Origin of the sequence: Corynebacterium sp. HMSC076G08 (assembly GCF_001811515.1) — a bacterium.
In the GTDB taxonomy this organism is placed as follows: domain Bacteria; phylum Actinomycetota; class Actinomycetes; order Mycobacteriales; family Mycobacteriaceae; genus Corynebacterium; species Corynebacterium hiratae.
The window spans coordinates 1-16,647 of the sequence record NZ_KV805081.1 but is presented as its reverse complement, the minus strand read 5'-3'; the positions used below and the strand labels follow the sequence as shown (position 1 = coordinate 16,647).

The 16,647-nt window shown below is 61.6% G+C and carries 12 protein-coding genes; 11 read left to right on the top strand and 1 reads right to left on the bottom strand.

Translation table 11 applies throughout. The annotated features are described in order from the left end of the window. Window positions 1-100 precede the first annotated feature (100 nt). The 8 genes from clpB to HMPREF2806_RS10650 all read left to right on the top strand — a co-directional run bounded on the left by clpB (window position 101) and on the right by HMPREF2806_RS10650 (window position 10,099). Entirely contained in the window at window positions 101-2,662 is a 2,562-nt protein-coding gene (gene clpB / locus HMPREF2806_RS10685; RefSeq protein ID WP_070517683.1) for an ATP-dependent chaperone ClpB, read from the top strand. Window positions 2,663-2,745: 83 nt separating this feature from the next. Next, window positions 2,746-3,597 carry a sulfurtransferase gene (locus HMPREF2806_RS10680; protein WP_070517682.1) on the top strand — a complete coding sequence of 284 codons (852 nt, stop codon included), beginning with the start codon at window positions 2,746-2,748 and terminating at the stop codon, window positions 3,595-3,597. Between the two features lie 97 nt (window positions 3,598-3,694). Then, the gene (locus tag HMPREF2806_RS10675; protein WP_070517681.1) at window positions 3,695-4,921 is read left to right on the top strand and encodes a type III secretion system chaperone family protein; all 1,227 of its coding nucleotides are present in this window, start codon (window positions 3,695-3,697) and stop codon (window positions 4,919-4,921) included. 125 nt (window positions 4,922-5,046) lie between these two features. After that, window positions 5,047-5,592, top strand: coding sequence for an orotate phosphoribosyltransferase (gene pyrE, locus HMPREF2806_RS10670; protein WP_070509837.1), 546 nt, complete (start codon window positions 5,047-5,049; stop codon window positions 5,590-5,592). After that, window positions 5,579-6,259: a TrmH family RNA methyltransferase gene (locus tag HMPREF2806_RS10665; RefSeq protein ID WP_369799721.1), complete on the top strand. Its 681-nt coding sequence runs from the start codon at window positions 5,579-5,581 to the stop codon at window positions 6,257-6,259. The genes pyrE and HMPREF2806_RS10665 overlap by 14 nt, the downstream gene beginning before the upstream one ends. A gap of 63 nt (window positions 6,260-6,322) precedes the next feature. Continuing rightward, window positions 6,323-7,522, top strand: coding sequence for a glycoside hydrolase family 76 protein (locus HMPREF2806_RS10660; RefSeq protein WP_070509839.1), 1,200 nt, complete (start codon window positions 6,323-6,325; stop codon window positions 7,520-7,522). Window positions 7,523-7,703: 181 nt separating this feature from the next. Beyond that, the gene (fbaA, locus tag HMPREF2806_RS10655; protein ID WP_070509842.1) at window positions 7,704-8,738 is read left to right on the top strand and encodes a class II fructose-bisphosphate aldolase; all 1,035 of its coding nucleotides are present in this window, start codon (window positions 7,704-7,706) and stop codon (window positions 8,736-8,738) included. Window positions 8,739-8,878: 140 nt separating this feature from the next. Continuing rightward, window positions 8,879-10,099 carry an FUSC family protein gene (locus tag HMPREF2806_RS10650; RefSeq protein WP_070509844.1) on the top strand — a complete coding sequence of 407 codons (1,221 nt, stop codon included), beginning with the start codon at window positions 8,879-8,881 and terminating at the stop codon, window positions 10,097-10,099. A 26-nt stretch (window positions 10,100-10,125) separates the two neighbouring features. On the opposite strand, the gene HMPREF2806_RS10645 is transcribed toward HMPREF2806_RS10650, so the two are convergent. Further along, entirely contained in the window at window positions 10,126-11,055 is a 930-nt protein-coding gene (locus tag HMPREF2806_RS10645) for a hypothetical protein (protein WP_070509860.1), read from the bottom strand. A 195-nt stretch (window positions 11,056-11,250) separates the two neighbouring features. Between HMPREF2806_RS10645 and HMPREF2806_RS10640 the strand changes: the two genes are divergently transcribed. The 3 genes from HMPREF2806_RS10640 to HMPREF2806_RS10630 all read left to right on the top strand — a co-directional run. After that, a complete protein-coding gene (locus tag HMPREF2806_RS10640; protein ID WP_070509848.1) occupies window positions 11,251-12,339 on the top strand; it encodes a hypothetical protein in 1,089 nt (362 codons plus the stop codon). Between the two features lie 150 nt (window positions 12,340-12,489). Beyond that, window positions 12,490-13,782 (top strand): adenylosuccinate synthase, encoded by a 1,293-nt coding sequence (locus tag HMPREF2806_RS10635; protein ID WP_070509851.1) that lies wholly within the window; start codon window positions 12,490-12,492, stop codon window positions 13,780-13,782. A 587-nt stretch (window positions 13,783-14,369) separates the two neighbouring features. Continuing rightward, the coding region (locus HMPREF2806_RS10630) for a YPDG domain-containing protein (protein ID WP_198531342.1) at window positions 14,370-16,647 on the top strand (2,278 nt) is incomplete at its 3' end.

Here is a 16,647-nt window from a genome sequence, read left to right as displayed (position 1 = left end):
AACAGACTCAAGTTCTGTAGCGTTATAGACAGTGAAGCTTCCTTCCCTGCTGCAGCCGCAGGGAGGTTTGGATAAATAGTAGAAACGGAGAAACACAACAATGAGTTCTTTTAACCCCACCACTAAAACTCAGGAGGCCCTGCAGCAAGCGCTGCAGACGGCCTCCGCCAACGGTAACCCGGACATCCGCCCGGCACACCTCTTAGCAGCCATCCTCGAGCAGAAGGACGGCATTGCCGCCCCGGTGCTCAAGGCCACCGGTGTGGACCCGGAGACGGTTCTCAAGGAGGCGCGCCAGCTTATCGACGCCCTCCCCAAGGCCGAGGGCGCCAACATGGCGAACCCGAACTTCAACCGCGACGCCCTCAACGTCCTCACCCGCGCCCAGGAGCTGGCCGGTGAGCTCGGCGATGAGTTCGTTTCCACCGAGGTTCTGCTCGCCGCTATTGCAGGCTCCAAGTCTGATGCTGCTGAACTGTTGACCTCCCGCGGCGCTACCTATGACGCACTCAAGGGCGCTTTCCCCTCGGTGCGCGGTGCGGCCAAGGTGACCTCGGAGAACCCCGAGGAACAGTTCCAGGCCCTGGAGAAGTACGCCACGGACCTCACCGCCCGCGCCCGCGAGGGCAAGATTGACCCGGTCATCGGCCGTGATCAGGAGATCCGCCGCGTGGTCCAGGTGCTTAGCCGCCGCACGAAGAACAACCCGGTGCTCATCGGTGAGCCCGGCGTGGGTAAGACCGCCATCGTGGAGGGCCTGGCCCGCCGCATCGTGGCCGGTGACGTACCGGAATCCCTCAAGGGCAAGACACTGCTGAGCCTGGACCTTGGCTCCATGGTCGCCGGCGCGAAGTACCGCGGCGAGTTCGAGGAGCGCCTCAAGGCCGTCCTCGATGAAATTAAGGCTTCCGACGGGCAGATCATCACCTTCATCGATGAGCTGCACACCATCGTCGGCGCTGGCGCTACGGGCGAAGGCTCGATGGATGCTGGCAACATGATTAAGCCGATGCTGGCCCGCGGCGAGCTCCGCTTGGTCGGTGCTACCACCCTCGACGAGTACCGCAAGTACATCGAGAAGGACGCCGCCTTGGAGCGCCGTTTCCAGCAGGTCTACGCCGCTGAGCCTTCCGTCGAGGACACCATCGGTATTCTCCGTGGCCTCAAGGAGCGCTACGAGGTGCACCACGGCGTGCGCATCCAGGACTCGGCCTTGGTCTCTGCTGCGGAGCTCTCGCACCGCTACATCACCAACCGCTTCCTGCCGGATAAGGCCATCGACTTGGTCGATGAGGCCGGCTCCCGCCTGCGCATGGAGATTGACTCCTCCCCGCAGGAGATCGATGAGCTGGAGCGCGTCGTGCGCCGCCTCGAGATTGAGGAGCTGGCCCTGAAGAAGGAGTCGGACGCCGCCTCGAAGGACCGCCTGACCGCCCTTCAGCAGGAGCTGGCAGATGAGCGCGAGAAGCTCGGTGAGCTCAAGGCCCGCTGGGCCAATGAGAAGAAGGCCATCGATGACGTGCAGACCATCAAGGAACAGCTGGAGGATCTGCGCCGTCAGGCAGAGATTGCGGAGCGCGATGGTGACCTAGCCCTGGCCTCCGAGATCAACTACGGCAAGATCCCACCGCTGGAGAAGGACCTGGCCGCCGCCGAGGAGAAGGCCGCGCAGCAGCACAACACCATGCTCAGCGAGGAAGTCACCCCGGACACCATCGCGGAGGTCGTCTCCGCCTGGACCGGCATCCCGGCCGGCAAGATGCTGCAGGGAGAGACCGAGAAGCTGCTCAACATGGAGTCCGTGCTGGGTGAGCGCGTGGTGGGCCAGAAGGAGGCCGTCACCGCGGTCTCCGATGCCGTGCGCCGCGCCCGCGCCGGTGTGGCTGACCCGAACCGCCCGACCGGTTCCTTCCTCTTCCTGGGGCCGACGGGCGTGGGTAAGACGGAGCTGGCGAAGGCTCTGGCGGACTTCCTCTTTGACGATGAATCCGCGATGGTTCGCATCGACATGTCCGAGTTCGGTGAGAAGCACTCCGTCGCCCGCCTTGTCGGTGCCCCTCCGGGATACGTGGGCTACGATGCCGGCGGCCAGCTCACGGAGGCGGTACGTCGCCGCCCGTACACGCTGGTGCTTTTCGACGAAGTCGAGAAGGCTCACCCGGACGTCTTCGACGTGCTGCTGCAGGTCCTCGATGAGGGCCGCCTGACCGACGGCCAGGGCCGCACCGTGGACTTCCGCAACACGGTCATCATCCTGACCTCGAACCTGGGTGCCGGCGGCACCAAGGAAGAGGTCATGGAGGCGGTCAAGCGCAGCTTTAAGCCGGAGTTCATCAACCGCCTCGATGACGTCGTGATGTTTGAGCCGCTCACCTCGGATCTGCTCTCCGGCATCGTGGACATCCAGCTCAAGGGCTTGGCCGAGCGCCTGTCTGGCCGCCGCCTGACTCTGCAGGTCTCCGATGCCGCCAAGTTGTGGCTGGCCGAGCGCGGCTACGACCCGGCCTACGGCGCCCGACCGTTGCGCCGCCTGATCCAGCAGGCCATCGGTGACCAGCTGGCCAAGAAGCTGCTGGCCGGTGACATCGTGGACGGCGATACCGTGCACGTCGACGTCGCCGACGGTGGCGAGCACCTCGAGCTAGCTGCCCGCACAGCTTAATCCGCCTAAACCGGTGAGCACGATGAGTGCTCACCGCGCTCAACGGTCGCCAGCACCCACTCATGCCCCTATCATCTAGGGGCATGAGCATTTTGATCTCCCCTCACGAGTTGAGTGAGAAGATTTACCGCGGTGATAAGACGACCATCCTCGCTTCCCTCTGGGCACCAGGGGAAGGCGAGTCCTTCAACCAGTTTTCCTCCCTGCACATTCCGACCGCCCAGTACGCGGATGCTGCCTCTGCCTTCGTGGGCCTGCCTGGTTCCAAGGTCGGGCGCAACCCCCTCCCGCAAACGGAGAAGGTCCAGGAGTGGATCGATCACTGGGGCTTGCACGCGGACAGCGAGGTCGTGGTCTACGACGAAGGCCGCGGCCTCTTCGCCGGCCGTGCGTGGTGGACGCTGCGCTGGGCCGGCATCCGCAACGTCCGCATTCTCGACGGTGGCCTGTCCAATTGGCGCGCCCAGTCGCTGCCCACGCTCACCGGCCCCGGCAACTTGGGCATGCGCTCGGACTTTAAAGTGACGACGGGGTCGATGCCCACGGCTACCATCGATGAAGTTAAGGAACACGACGGCCTGCTTCTCGACGTTCGCACGCGCAACCGCTTCGCCGGCCGCCGCGAGAACCTCGACTTGAAGGCCGGCCACATCCCAGGCGCGGTTAACCTTCCGGAGCGCCTCTTCCACACGGAGGACATCACCGTGTGGAAATCCAAGGAGGAGATCCTGGAGATCCTTGACAACCACGGCGTGACCAAGGAGAACGTGGACGGCGCCATCATCTACTCCGGCTCCGGCAACCACTCCGCGCTCACCATCGCCGTGCTGGAATACGTTGGATTTACCGGCCTGCGCCACTTCGTGGGTGGCTGGTCGCAGTGGTCAGCCAACCCGAAGAACCCGGTGGAACGCGGCGACCGCGAGCACGTTTAGCACCCGCACCCGCCGCCCAGTTGTGCGCGCCCAAACCTGTGCGTGACCAGCGCGTCAGCGCGGATCGGGCGCGCCGGGCGATTAGAGTCGATCAGTGATGCCTTTCGTACTCTTATCCCTCGCCGCCGTCGCGCTCGTGGCTGGTCTCATCGTGCTCTGGCTGGACCAGCGCCAGCGCCGCGCCGCTCTCTCTGCCGGCGACCCCGCTGACAGCGCCGTTGCCGATACGGCTGACGACGCGGCAGTCGACGCCGAGCCGGTTGTCTCCACCCCGGAGCCCGAGGTCGTTCAGGAACCAGAGTCCACCGCAGAGCCGGAACCCGTTGTCGAGTACAACCCCGAACCTTCCGACGAACCCGTTGCTGAGCCCAACGAGCCCAAAGAACCCGAGGAACTCACCGCAGAGCCGAACGAACTCACGGAACCACAGGCTGCAGCGCCCAGCTTTGCGGAGCGTGCGGAGCGCGCCAAGTACTTCGTGCCGGGCAGCGCCCGCCGCGAGCGCAAGGCCTTTGGCCAGCAGCGCGGCTGGGAGTACGCCAAGCATGATTCCTACCTGGCGGATGAGTGGAGCCGCGGCGCGGCCGCCCGCGGCCAGGAGCCCAGGGACATCGTGGCCGGAAACTTCCGCGGCCACGAGACCCTCCTTTTCGATATGGGCACGATCCCGGTCATGGCCATGCGCACCGGCGCGGCCTCCGACATAGTGGTGGATTTTCGCCGGGCAGGGGAGACAGTGGACAACTCGTCCGAGGATCTGGTGTACGTGCGTGAGGAGGAAGGGTTTGAAGTCTTCGCCTCCGATGCCGGCGTGGGCCAGCGCCTCATCGATCCCCGCGTCAGCACGGCGCTACACCGCCTACCCACCGCAGTGACCGCCGTGTGGATGGAAGGGGAGTGGGTGCTTGCCCAAACCACCAAGCACGCCCGCAGCGCGGAGTGGGAAGAATTGCTGGAACCGCTATCCCTGCTGGCTGATGCCGCCCGCGTCCTTCCGCCGCGCTCCGAGGCAACGCAGGTCCTGCGCGTCGATGAACTCGACCCGAGCCGCGACATCCCGCAGCCCCCGCAGCCCGAACCTACCGGGCCTACCGCTGTCCCGGACCGCGATGATTCCCTCGACGCGCCCACCATCCAGCGACCCACCGAACCGGTTGTCATGCCGAGCCGCAGCACCAGCGAGGCGCGCGGCACCATTGACCACTCCAGCCTGGGTGCGGATGAAGTGGATGCGATTGCCGATGGCCGCGAACACCCCACCCCGGAGGACAACCAGGCCCGCCTGCCGCGCCGTTTCGACGGCGGCTCGTCCATCTTCGACTAACAGCAACTCCCAACAGCCCTCGGTGTGCCAGCAACCCTGGATGTGGCGGCCACCCGCGGGGAAGAGGGTAAACTACAGAGCGGATTTTTAAAGACGAGAAAGTCACAGACTTTAAGGAGCGAGCGATGAGCCTGGATCAGCAGAAGAAGCAACGCCTAGCAGAGCTGGTGAAGGAGCTGGCCGTCGTCCACGGCAAGGTCACGCTGTCCTCCGGCAAGGAGGCCGACTACTACGTGGACCTGCGCCGCGCCACCCTGCAGCACGAAGCCTCGCGCCTCATCGGCTCGCTGCTCCGCGAGCTCACCGCCGACTGGGACTACGCCGCCGCCGGTGGCCTGACCATGGGTGCGGACCCGGTCGGGTTGGCCATCATGCACGCCGATGGCCGCGACATTGACGCCTTCGTTGTCCGCAAGGAAGCCAAGAAGCACGGTATGCAGCGCCAGATCGAAGGCTTCAACGTCGAGGGGCAAAAGGTGCTCGTTGTGGAGGACACCACCACGACCGGTAACTCCCCACTGACCGCTGTGAAGGCGCTGCGCAAGGCAGGTGCCGAGGTCGTCGGCGTGGCCACCGTGGTGGACCGCAACACCGACGCCGGCGCAGCTATCGCCGCCGAGGGCTTGGAATACCGTTACCTGCTGGGCCTGGAGGATCTTGACCTTGCCTAAGCCCGAGGAAGAGGCGGAGGCCAAAGGTCCCACCGAATGGAATGAGGGCCGCCACGGCGTCGGCCCTTGGGAAGGCCCGCTGCCCGAAGGCCCAGAAGCGGAGAAATACGATCCCGAGCTTCTCGCGGAGGGGGACCGCCGCAATGTCGTCGACGCCTACCGCTACTGGACGCGCGAGGCGATCCGGGAGGATATCGACACCCGCCGACATGCCCTGCACATCGCTATCGAGAATTTCGAGAACGATGCCAACATCGGCACCGTGGTACGCACCGCCAACGCCTTTGCCGTCGACACCGTCCACATCGTAGGCCGGCGCCGCTGGAACCGGCGCGGTGCCATGGTCACCGACAGGTACCAGCACCTCATGCATCACGCAGACGTGGGCGAACTGATGGCCTGGGCGGCCGACCAAGACCTGACCGTCGTGGCTATTGATAACACCCCCGGGTGTGTGCCCTTAGAAACCGCGGAGCTGCCCGAGCGCTGCTTGCTCCTCTTCGGGCAGGAAGGCCCGGGGGTTAGCCCGGAGGCCCAGGAAGCAGCAGTGATGACGTGCTCCATCGCGCAATTTGGTTCTACTCGCTCCATCAACGCGGGCGTGGCCGCGGGCATTGCCATGCATGCATGGATTCGGCAGCATGCGGATTTATCAAAAGCTTGGTGAGATCCCGCGCACTGTGTTTACATCTAGGTAACGAATTCACATTGTGAGAATGATGAGACAAAAGTGTTAGAGAAATGGTCCCACCGCGCCGACCTTGCGGAAACAGCCATCAATGAGCGCCACGCGCAAGCCGTGTGGGGCTTGCCCCGAACCAACCTTGCCGTGGTGAGTTGGCCACCCACCACCAAAGAATCTCTCTTTGTGCATTGGCATTATTGGTGGCAGGCGCACTACCTGGACTGTCTTGTCGACGCCGCCCAACGAAAGAACACCAAGGCGCGCCGCACACTCATCGCCAACACCATCCGCGGCGTCCACGTGCGCAATCTCCAGCCACTGACAAAGAACCGTTACTACGACGACAAGGCCTGGATGGCCCTGGCCATCGCCCGCGCTGGTGAGCTGAAGAAGCTGCGCCCCCACAAGAAGCTGAGCAGCCTGCAGCACAACATCCGCGATGGCATCGACTCGCAGGTGGGTGTGCTGCCCTGGCGCGAGGGCGAGACCTTCCTCAATGTCCCCTCCAACGGGCCGGGCGCCATCATGCTGGCTCGCATGGGCCGGGTTGAGGAAGCTCGCCATATCGTGGACTGGATCTATGACCACCTCATCGATGACGATGGCTTCGTCATGGACGGCATCCGCATGCGCATGGATGGGCAGGAAATCGTCCGCAACATCCACCCCTATTGCCAAGGCGTGGTGCTCGGTGCCTGCTTGGAAATCGTGCTGGCGCTGCGGGAGAAGACCGGCCTGCGTTCCGTGGAGGACATCGACTCTGTCCACGAGGCCGAACTCGCTGCAGACATGATGGACTACACCACCCGCATCCGCGGCCTGGTCCAAGCGGTGGCCACGGGCATGGCAACGTACACGGGCGTCATCGATTGGCAGACTGGCGACGGCGACGGCGGCCTGTTCAAAGGCATCCTCGCCCGCTACCTGGCGGATGTAGCGGTGCGCCTGCCGGGCGATTCCCCGGCCAACCGCGCAACCAAGAAGCTGGCCGCTCGCCTCGTAACGGCCTCGGCGGAATCCGTGTGGGAACACCGCCTAGAGGTGGATGGCTTGCCCATCTTCGGTTCCGACTGGACCGCGGACGCCAAGCTGCCCCATAACTACGGTTTTGGGCCCTCTTCGCTGAGCCAGAAGATGGGAATTATCCGCGTGGCTGAGCGCGATTTGTCCGTTCAGTTGTCCGGTTGGATGTTGTTGGAGGCCTGCACCCGGATTGTGAAGTACAAGTCAGAATCCAAGAAATAGCAGCGTTTCCCCTGCTAGGCGGAGGATTTCCGCCCGTGCGAAGCGGTGTTTAAGTGAGGTCACATCGCATCTCGCGGCGGAAAACCACAACAACAGGCATACTTGGATGTTGGAACGTGTTGTTTCGCTGGACGTGGGACGGCACGGCTTACTGCACAGCAACTCCAAAGGATGGAATTTCATGCCTATTGCAACCCCTGAGGTTTATAACCAGATGCTGGATACCGCCAAGAAGGGCGGCTTCGCATTCCCGGCAATTAACTGCACCTCCTCCGAAACCATCAACGCCGCTCTCCGCGGCTTCGCCGAGGCTGAGTCCGACGGCATCATCCAGTTCTCCACCGGCGGCGCCGAGTTCGGTTCCGGCCTGTCCGTGAAGAACAAGGTTGCCGGCGCCAAGGCACTGGCCGCCTTCGCCCACGAGGCTGCTCAGCACTACGGCATTAACGTTGCGCTGCACACTGACCACTGCCAGAAGGAAGTTCTGGATGAGTACGTGCGCCCGCTGATTGCCTTCTCCCAGGAGCGCGTTGACCGCGGCGAGCTTCCGCTCTTCCAGTCCCACATGTGGGATGGCTCCGCTATCCCGATCGATGAGAACCTCGTGATCGCCCAGGAGCTCCTCGAGAAGGCCCACAACGCCAACATCATCCTCGAGGTCGAGATCGGCGTTGTCGGCGGCGAAGAGGACGGCGTTGAGGCTAAGGCCGGCGCTAACCTCTACACCTCCCCGGAGGACTTTGAGAAGACCGTCGATGCCCTCGGCACCGGTGAGAAGGGCCGCTACCTGCTGGCCGCTACCTTCGGAAACGTCCACGGCGTGTACAAGCCGGGCAACGTGAAGCTGCGCCCGGAGGTCCTCGACGAGGGCCAGAAGGTTGCTGTGAAGAAGCTCGGCCTGGCTGAAGGCTCCCAGCCCTTCGACTTCGTCTTCCACGGTGGCTCCGGCTCCGAGAAGGAGAAGATCGAGGAGGCACTGCGCTACGGCGTCATCAAGATGAACGTTGACACCGATACCCAGTACGCCTTCACCAACCCAGTCGCTCGCCACATGTTCGCTAATTACGATGGCGTCTTCAAGATCGACGGCGAGGTTGGCAACAAGAAGGTCTACGACCCGCGCTCCTACCTCAAGAAGGCTGAGCAGGGCATGGCTGACCGCGTGGTTGAGGCCTGCCAGGACCTGCACTCCGTGGGCAAGACCGTTTCCAAGTAAACCCACACCAACCGGATGCCGGCGCTGAGCACCCACCGGTGCTAAGCGGCGTCGCGCCATCCCAACAAGCCACCCCTCAATCTCGTGGGGTGGCTTTGTTCGTCCAATCCCGGCGCCAGAACGCGTAAAATACCGGAGTCATGGAAGCGCAAGAGTCATCGTCGAGTTCGTCAAGTACCGTCAAGCGCGTTCGCAAAACTACCCGCGAGCAGCTGCGGTTGGTGGATAAGTCCCTCAAGGCGCGCCTCACACGCATCCGCAACCGGCTCGTGTTCATGCTTCAGTGCACGATAGGCGCGGGCTTGGCCTTCTATGTTGCGCACGATTTCTTCGGCCATGCGCAGCCCTTCTTTGCCCCGATGGCCGTCATCATCATCCTCGGCTTATCGGGCAGGGACCGCCTCAAGCGCGCCGTGGACATGGCCCTCGGCGGTGTTGTAGGAGTCTTGGTGGGCACGCTGCTTGTCGACGCCCTCGGGACCGGCCCCATCCACATGACCATCATCATCGGGTTGGCCCTGATTATCGGTTCCTTCTTCACTAGTTCGCAGCTGGTGAGCAATCAAATCGTCATTGCCGCCATCCTCATCGCCACCATTCTTCCCCCAGAAGAAATGGGCGGCATCTCCCGTGCCATTGACGCCATCATCGGCGCGGTCATTGGCCTCACGATGATCGTGCTGATTCCCTCCTCGCCCCTGCGGGCGGGCCGCTCGGAAGTCTCGAAGGTCTTGGGCATTACCTCCTTGGTCCTCTCCGACGTGGCCAAGGGCCTGGAGGAAAACGATCCTGAGACCATCACGGAAGCACGCGACGCGGTGCGCGGCACGCAGGATGACATCAACAACATGCTTAACGCCACCAAGGGCGGTGCGGAAACCGCACGCCTCTCGCCCTTCCTGTGGAGCTCGCAGCGCACCGTTCGCTCCCTGGAGCGCATCCTCACGCCCGTCGACAACGTGGTCCGCGGCACCCGCGTGCTCTCCCGCCGTGCGCTTGTTCTCTCCGAGGACGGCGACCAGGCCACGCCCGAGCAAGTTGAGATCATCGACGAACTCGCTGAAATCACGATGGAGCTATCCGATCTCTACACTCACCAAACAGCGCGTGAGCGCCGCGTGGATGAGGCGCATGCCATCCCGGACATCGTCAAACGCCTACGCCAGCTGGGTGCGCGCTGCTCGATGGACGTTGCCGGCGAGGAGGCAGTCCTCTCCGCTTATGCCGTGCTCGCCCAGACGCGCTCCATCATCGTGGACCTTCTCATGGTGTGTGGCATGTCGCGGGAGTCGGCCGTGGCACAACTCGTGCCCACCTCCAAGCACCCGGCCTACCCGCCGGAGGTCTGGGAGGAAAACTAAGGCTGGGCTAGGGCAGCTGATACAGGCTAGGGCCGCACGATCTGCAGGTCCCGCAGGTGGCGGTAGAACGTCACGCGCTTGACCGGCCGCTTGGCACGGACTCCATCGACGCTGACGCTGAGCGACGGCCCTCCTGCCTGCACCGCCCGGCCCTGCACGACGCTGGCCGGGTCGAGTTGTCCAGGTTGGGCAGGCTTGCGCAGGCGGGTGAACAGCCCACGGCGCGGTGCAGCCTCCGCTTCAAAGCTCGTCACCGCCTTCGCTGCCACGATGCCCGGCGCATCCGTCATTGGTACGAGCTTTGCTCCGAAGACATCTTTCTCACGATCTGCGCGCAGCAGCACGGCATCGTCGACGATGATCTCCCCGGTGATCTCCTCATTCGACCATTCCGCAATCGTTGCCGAGCCCGCCACGGCGAGGCCCGCGTCATTACGGATGAGCGGTGCCGGCTTGACGGGCGCGGTCATGGCAAAGGAGAGCGACTCCTCCACCACTGCTCCCTGGTCGCCGGGACCCTGGCGACCCTGGCCCGTGACGCTCGATTTCAGTCCCCAATTCATCGCCGCCGTGGAGTGTTCCCCGGTGGGGACATACCCCACCTCGGCCCATAGGTAATCCGCCCGCATCATACGGGTCAACACCGCGCTGAGCGCGGCATCGCTGCCAATAACCACGATGCGCAAAGGCTCGCGCAAGTACTGCTTTTGGGGTGCTGGCCCCGGCTCGCCGAGGTGACTCACGTCCGGTTGCGCGGCAATCTCATCCAGCGATGGAGTGGGGTCTTCCGGCAGTATGTCCCTGGCCAGCGCATCAATAGCCTTCAGCTCCTGCCGGCTGGGGATCGAGGCGACGCGGAAGTGCTCAACGCGGATTCCGCTCTGTTGAGCCTTAGCGAGGGAATCGGTATGGGCCTCAGTGAGGTGGCCGCCGCAGTCTACAAGCGCACAGATCATACAAGAAGCATAGGAGCGTGAGAAGAGGTTCGCGAAAAAGGAGCGCCAGCGCCGCTCAAACAACGGCGCTTCCAGAAATTAAGTAGTGCACGTCACATCTGCTAGGTAGGCTCCATTGCAACGCTTAACTCCAAAGCAACTCTCAACTTCTTAACACGTAACTTTTTCTTTGTCTGATAGCTGGAGGTATTCACCGTGTCCACCCGTATGGCAACCCTTGCGCTTGTATCCGCCGCTGGACTGTTGGTGAGTTCGTGCAGTTTCGGCGGGGGTTCGCAGACGGAAGCCAAGGAACCCGCCTTCACCGAGGCCGCCGCCGCGTCCGTGACTAGTTCTACGAAGACCAGCGCGACGACATCGTCGGCACCGAGCAGTACTTCCTCCTCAAGCGCCAACGCTAACTGCGACGAGAAGAAAGAACTCGAGGACACCGACCTTGGCAAGGTCCTTGATAACAAGGAAGCCTACGTGAAAGGCTCCACCGAGAAATTTGAGGACCTCACCATCGGCGAAGACGAGTATGACCCCTGCAAGTTCCTCAGCTACGTGGTGTTGGAGGGCAAGTTCGATGGCGAACCCGTGAAGGTTCCCGTCTTCTTCGTCAACGGCAGGGTCTACGACGAGAATGCCCTGTACATCACGTCCTCCTCATTTGAGGTCACTGAGGATGGAGAGGGTTACACCTATGAGTCCAAGACTGAAGGAGACATTGTCGGCGTCGAAGGAAAGGTGTACAAGCGCCCAGGCACTGAGGCACCTTCGATGGAGAACTCCTTTGACGGTGTGAACTCGGACATATTCTTCATTGACGTAAAGTCAGAGCCCACCGACTCCGCGGACCTGGCCAAGGATGAAGAAGACCTCCGCGGTGAAACGCTGTTCGATATTTCCGCCGACGGTTGGAACTTGGTGTGCGGTATCGATGCGAATGAAAAATCCATTGACTGCGCACACGGCGGTGGCGGAGCCTGGGTTATCAAGAGCGATAAGACCAACCTGCCGGAAGATATGGAATTCGATGTGGTGAGCCTCCTACCGCTGGAGGGTGAAACCAGGTACAGCCAGGGTGGTGTCGACAACCTCCCAACTGACGGCAAGAAGATCGATAGCAACGGTCTCTACCGAATCGGCATCGATGACATTGAAGCTCAAATCGCTGTCGTTGACGATGGGATCATTATCAGCACCCCAAACAATTCGAGGCTGATGTTCACCAATGACACCATCTTCATCGAAGAGAAAGACAAGGGCGACGGTGCCAACTCAAACACCGAAATCGCGTAGTTGGACTTGAACGAGGTTCGGGACGAACCTCTCCACGAAGGTGCCGGCGCATCAATTCCTGACGAGCTTGTCACAAACTCACCGCTGCACCGCTGCGGCGGGTAAAGTAGGTGCGTATTTGACTTCAATAAATAGGAAGTGACATCAAACATGGCAGCGATCGTCATCGTCGGCGCCCAGTGGGGCGATGAAGGCAAGGGCAAGGCTACCGACATCCTCGGCGGCAAAGTCGATTACGTAGTTAAGCCCAACGGCGGTAACAATGCCGGCCACACCGTCGTGGTCGGCGGCGAGAAGTACGAGCTGAAGCTCCTTCCCGCCGGTATTCTCTCTGAAAACGCCACCCCAGTCCTGGGCAACGGCGTGGTGATTAACCTGGAGGCCCTCTTCGATGAGATTGATGGCCTCGAAGCCCGCGGCGCTAACGCTTCGCGCCTGAAGATTTCCGCCAATGCGCACCTCGTGGCGCCCTACCACCAGACGCTTGACCGCGTGCAGGAGCGCTTCCTGGGCAAGCGCGCCATCGGCACCACCGGCCGCGGTATCGGCCCGGCTTATGCCGACAAGGTCGCCCGCATCGGTATCCGCGTGCAGGACATCTTCGATGAGTCCATCCTGCGCCAGAAGGTCGAGTCCGCCTTGGACATTAAGAACCAGATGCTGGTGAAGATGTACAACCGCAAGGCCATCGAGCCGGAGCAGGTTGTGGAGTACTTCCTGAGCTACCGCGAGCGCCTGCGCCCGATGGTTATTGAGGCCGAGCTGGAGCTGAACCAGGCGCTGGATGAGAGCAAGCACGTCCTCATGGAAGGCGGCCAGGCCACCATGCTGGACGTTGACCACGGCACCTACCCGTTCGTGACCTCCTCGAACCCGACTGCCGGTGGCGCTGCTGTGGGCTCCGGCATTGGTCCGACGCGCATTACTACCTCCCTGGGCATCATCAAGGCCTACACCACCCGCGTCGGTGCGGGTCCGTTCCCCACGGAGCTTTTCGATAAGTGGGGCGAGTATCTGCAGACCACCGGCGGCGAAATCGGCGTCAACACCGGCCGCAAGCGCCGCTGCGGTTGGTATGACTCCGTCATTGCCCGCTACGCCACCCGCGTCAACGGCTTCACGGATTACTTCCTGACCAAGCTGGACGTGCTTACCGGCATTGGTGAGATCCCCATCTGCGTGGCTTACGATGTTGATGGCAAGCGCTACGACGAGATGCCGCTGACCCAGTCTGAGTTCCACCACGCCGAGCCCATCTTTGAGACCATGCCGGCTTGGGATGAGGACATCACCGGCTGCCAGACCTTTGAGGAGCTTCCGCAGAAGGCACAGGATTATGTCCTGCGCTTGGAGGAGCTCTCCGGCTGCCGTATCTCCTACATCGGCGTTGGCCCCGGCCGCGACCAGACCATCGTGCGCCACGACGTCATGCAAGACCAGTAAGGCGCCAAAGAGTCCAAGCCGCACAACCTCAGGCACCGCCTAACGGCGGCGGTGTCACAAAGCAACCGCCCTGCTTCTCCTGCAGCATCGTGCACACAACCACCTGCACGCACCACGCACAGGGAAGCGGGGCGGTTTGTGTTTCTATGGCTACATTTGTGCGCTCAATACACCCTGCTTGGCGACGCCTCCCACACCTCCACCCGTCACTATGCTGTATAAAACACCCCCGTTAGGAGTATATTCCTGGGGAAAATGTTACGGATGTGACGACGTGAGCTATTTAACAATCGCAACCGCGTGTCGCAATCGCGGCGAAAAGAGCAGGTCAAACATGTGCTTCGTGTTGTTAGCGGCAAAAAGTTTGCATTCATGAAATTTTCAGGATTCCGTACGGTTCCTTTAATTCGTGCACGGAGTTAACATTAGAGACGAGTTTGTTCATAGACCCTTGGAAACCTCTGACCTTCTTCCAAGGTGACAGATGTGAGCTGCTCTCGGTTGCGTAAGCCGGTATCACCCCTTGCGCGGTCACGTATCCCTAGCGTGATCAGTTCTTTCAAGTCTTAAGGAAAGGGCTTCTTGATATGAACAAGAAGGAAATTAAGCGTACAGCTGTACGCCGTCGCGGCACTACTATTGCTGCCGCGGCGCTCTCTATTGCTATGGTGGGCCCCTTCGTCCACTCGGTAACCCCGAACTTCCCAGTGGCCGCGGTCGCTGGCACCCCGGCTGAGGCTGGCCAGTCGAACACCGCCGGTAATGGCGTCAAGTACCCAGGCAAGAATGCCGATGGTGTTTACCAGTCTGTGGTAGATGAGCAGCGGTACGAGTTTAGCGACCAGCCGATTAAGGTTGAGGGTGCCATCGAGTCTGGTGCTGAGCAAGGCACCAACGAATCTATCGAGGGCTACGTCATTCACCAGCGCGATGGTGACCTTTCGGTGAACCCGGGTACCCGTGATCCATGGAAGCCGATCCCGATGGCAGGCGTGCGCGTTTACGCTCAGTGGACTGAAAAGGGCGGCGTCACCTCGCCGGTGTACACCACCACCACGCGTGAAGATGGTTACTACACCATCAATATGAAGCCTTTCAACAATGCGAAGGGCGAGGTCGTCAAGTTTGACGCAGACCCGAATGGTCCGCAGTACGAGAAGATTCGTGTGTGGGTGGATAACCCGGATACGGATAACTTCACGCAGCTGTATGGCTACAACTTCGGCCACATGGGTCCGAATGCGGCTACGTACGACACCCCGGGTGGCATGGGCTGGCTCGTTGGCCCGGACCGCGTGACCAACGTTCGTTTCGCATTTGGTGAGAAGACCCGCCATGACGTGATGCACCGTGACAAGGCTGATCAGAACCCGGTGGTTGGCAATGGTCCTGGCCAGATCAAGGGCAACCTGTTCTGGCACCTGTACAATACGCAGGGCGCGTTCACTCCGAGCCTGATGAACAAGATGAACGGTGCCGATGTGCCGGCAACGGGCGTGAAGGTTTACGGTTCCTACCTGTCTGACTACGCAGTTAACGAGATCAAGACGAAGGCTGCTAAGGATCTTGGCTTCGACGAGATCCGCGGGCGTGGTTGGACCAACCGCAACGAGACTGCGCTGCAGAACTGGATCAAGCGCAAGATGGCGGAAGAGGGCAAGGACAAGTGGATTGCCGAGACCTCTGAAGCCACTGTCGACAGCAAGGGCGACTACACGCTGCAGTTCAAGGGCACCTTTGGGCGAAATACCGGGACAACCAACAACGTCGACCGTGGCTACGACGACGGCGCGCTCATCTACACCGACCTGGCGCGTGATAACGGTGCTGAGGTGACCTTCCCTGACGGTTCGAAGCACAATGCTTATAACCTGTTTGGCCAGGTTGCGCCTGCTGCAGACGTCGGTAGCTGGGAGAGGTCCGTTACTGGTCGTGGCATCAAGAACATTCCGAAGCACGTGAACTGGGACTGGCTGTTCTTCTCTACGGAGGAGACTGAGGGGCTTGGTCAGTTCACGCCGTTCTACAACAACTCCTTCCTGCCGCGTGACCAGTACGTGTTCAACGGTGAGGGCAAGTGGGCTGGTGGCATTGTCTACGGCGCTGGCGAGCATTACCTGCTGGAGAACCGCAACGTTATCTACTCGGACTACGTGGTCTTCGATGTGCTCAAGTACGATACCCGCCAGAACCCAGCGAAGCCGGGTGCGAAGGTTGATACCAAGACGGCGGGTCTGCCGATCCAGTGGGTTGACGGTCTGCAGTACCAGATCGAGTGGATTAACCAGGAGACTGGCGAGGTCGTTCACACCTGTGCTCCGGAAGACCCTAAGGCTAACGGCATTATCGATTCGTGCCAGTTCGACACCACGGGTGTTAAGTCCACTACGACGTTCACGGCGTACCTGTACCCAGTCAACAAGAAGACCAAGGAGCGCGGTCAGGCGATTGCAGCAGACTCGTTCACGGTTCTGGTTGGTTGGCAGCCACACTACGAGGAGACTCCGGCTAAGCCTGGTGAACCAACCAAGTCCAAGGCTCCGACTTTCGACAATACGGCGACCGATGACGTCGAGAAGCTTAGCGCTGAGGAGCTGAAGGCTCAGGACGAGAAGAAGGCGCCGACGAAGTTCGCGCTGCCTGAGACCTTCAAGGCTCCAGAGGGTTACACCGTCACCGTTGATGAGAAGACCGGTGAGGTTTCCGTAACCTTCCCGGCTGATGCAGCCAACAAGGACAGCATCGAGGTTCCGGTCCAGGTCACCTACCAGGACGGCACGACCGCAACCGGTACCGCTCCTTTCGTCGTTGAATCCACCGATCGTGATTCCGACCAGTACACTCCTGAGTATGAGAACGGCTCTG